Consider the following 2,503-nt stretch of genomic DNA (forward strand, 5'->3'; position numbering starts at 1 on the left):
CTATATGTTTACTACTGAGGTAGGCATCGTTAAAGAACCTAATGATAAATAGCCTGATATGCTTGCCGTTAAGGAAAACCCGTTAGCAAGCAACTAGGCTATATAAGATACGAATACCAAATGCAGAAACCTTAATTTATTTTCGCTTCTTACTGAGTTTAAACATTTTGACGCTTTTAATGGTGTTATCACTAATCTTTAAAATTTCAATACGATAGTTATCAATAGTTAAACATGAGTCCGCGGGGGGAATGTAACCCAAGTGCTCGACAATTAAACCGCTTAAGGTTTTAGGTCCAATCATTGGCAGTTGCCAGCCCATTAAACGATTTAAATGGCGCAGCGTTAAACTGGCATCAATAATTACGGAGTTATCACTCTGCGGCATAATATCGCGGCTTAAGGCGGCGATATCCGTAGTAAATTCACCCACGATTTCTTCAAGAATATCTTCCATAGTTACCAGGCCTAAAATATTTCCATACTCATCAACCACAAATGAACTTCGCCGTTTCATTTTTCTAAAATTAAGAATCTGGACATTAAGTGGAGTGGCTTCGGGAATAAAATACGGTGTATCGGCCGTACTCAATAAGCTATTTAAATTTAATTTGTCTTCTAAGGCCAAATTTAAAACATCGCGCACATGAATCATACCTTCTAGATTATCAATAGTGTCACGATATAATGGCAGGCGCGTATGTTGTGCAGTTTCTAATTGTTCTAACAGTTGGGTCCACGGCTGTTCCAAATCAATTCCTACAATTTCAGCTTTGGGAATCATAATGTCTTCAACGGTCGCGGTTTCCAAATCCAACAAACTAATCAGCATACTTTTATGCTCAACAGGCAATAAACCGCCAGCCTCATGTACCACCGAACGTAATTCTTCGCCGGTTAATGCTTCCTTTTGCGCTCGATCAATAGATACATGAAATAAACGTAAAATGCTGTTAGACATAAAGCTACAGGTCCATACTAATGGAGAAAAGAGCTTTTGGATTATCTTTAGTGGCATGGAGGTCGAAAACGCCACTTGCTGTGGATAAATAGCAGCGAAAGTTTTGGGGATCATTTCCGCAAAAACCATAATGATTAAGGTTAAAAGCGCTGTAGCAATCGCAACACCTAAATCACCGTATAAGCGCTGCCCAATTAATGTCGCAATCATGGAGGCAACAATATTGGCTACGGTATTTCCGATTAAAACCACGCTCAGCAACAAATCAGGTCGCGCGAGAATTTTATTAACTCGTATTGCGTGAACGTCATTCTTTTTGACCAAATGTTTAAGCTTGTAACGATTCAAAGACATCATGCCAATCTCTGTGGCAGAAAAAAAAGCGGCTAAAACAATTAAAAAAACTACTATGACAAACAGTGTAGAGAGATGGAGGGCCACCAAATATCCTTTAAGCTTTGCATGCGAGAAAATAAGGTATCATATGGAGCCAAAGAAAGCGAGATGAGTGCCATATGATTTGTAGTAGCCCGTATTAGCACGGGCTACGAGTCAGATTTAGCCTTTAAAACGGTCAATGCTGGCGACAATTTCTGCCAAAGCAGCATCTGGGCCTTCCCAGCCATCAACTTTAACCCATTTACCTATTTCTAAGTCTTTATAATGTTCAAAAAAATGCTTTATTGAATTTAATAAATATTCAGGTAAATCTTTATATGATTCTACTGATTCATAAATTTTGGTTAGCTTGTTGATTGGAACCGCTAATAACTTAGCATCAACACCTGATTCATCAGTCATTTTCAATACCCCGACAACACGGCAAGGAATAACGGAACCGTTGATCAAAGGAACTGGAGTAATAACTAAAACATCTACTGGGTCACCATCTTCAGATAGGGTGTTAGGAATATAACCATAGTTAGCAGGATAAAACATTGGCGTTGACAAAAAACGGTCAACAAATAATACGCCAGAGTCTTTATTAACCTCATATTTTACTGGTCCACTGTTCATGGGAATTTCAATAATCACGTTAATTTCATTTGGGAGATCCCACCCACTACTCACTTTCTTTAAACCCATTTATGTCCCCTATTGGAATTAATATAGTTACTCGCCATCGATTTATATGAGCATGGCTTAGAAATAAAAAATTTCTATCGAAATAAAGACGGCTATTATGCGAAAAATCGCATCAAAAGGCAAAGAGAAGCTGTCAGAATATATGTGAGAAATGTATAATAGCATTTTCAATTAATTATTAGGATTGCTTATGGTTTGCCTGTTTTGCAAAATTGCCGGAGGTGCAATTCCTGCTACAGTAGTTTTTGAAGATAATGAGCTGATGGCTTTTCGTGATCTGCACCCACAAGCACCAACCCATGTGTTAATTATACCCAAGCAGCATATTGCGACAATTAATGATGCTACTGATGAAAACCAGGCCCTATTGGGAAAAATGATTTTAAGAGCAAAGCAACTTGCTCAAGCTGAAGGATTCAGTGATTCAGGTTATCGATTAGTTTTTAATGTTAATCC

At 38.1% G+C, this 2,503-nt stretch carries 3 protein-coding genes; 1 reads left to right on the forward strand and 2 read right to left on the reverse strand.

The genetic code is table 11. From position 1 onward, the window contains the following. Positions 1 to 136: 136 nt before the first annotated feature. Both ACQY7T_RS09570 and ppa read right to left on the reverse strand, forming a co-directional pair. Positions 137 to 1,402, reverse strand: coding sequence for an HlyC/CorC family transporter (locus ACQY7T_RS09570; RefSeq protein ID WP_428412977.1), 1,266 nt, complete (start codon positions 1,400 to 1,402; stop codon positions 137 to 139). Between the two features lie 117 nt (positions 1,403 to 1,519). Next, positions 1,520 to 2,047, reverse strand: coding sequence for an inorganic diphosphatase (gene ppa, locus ACQY7T_RS09575; protein WP_428412978.1), 528 nt, complete (start codon positions 2,045 to 2,047; stop codon positions 1,520 to 1,522). Between the two features lie 190 nt (positions 2,048 to 2,237). Here ppa and ACQY7T_RS09580 point away from each other — a divergent pair. Beyond that, the coding region (locus ACQY7T_RS09580) for an HIT domain-containing protein (protein ID WP_428412979.1) at positions 2,238 to 2,503 on the forward strand (266 nt) is incomplete at its 3' end.

It is taken from the genome of Legionella sp., assembly GCF_965140895.1.
GTDB lineage: Bacteria > Pseudomonadota > Gammaproteobacteria > Legionellales > Legionellaceae > Legionella.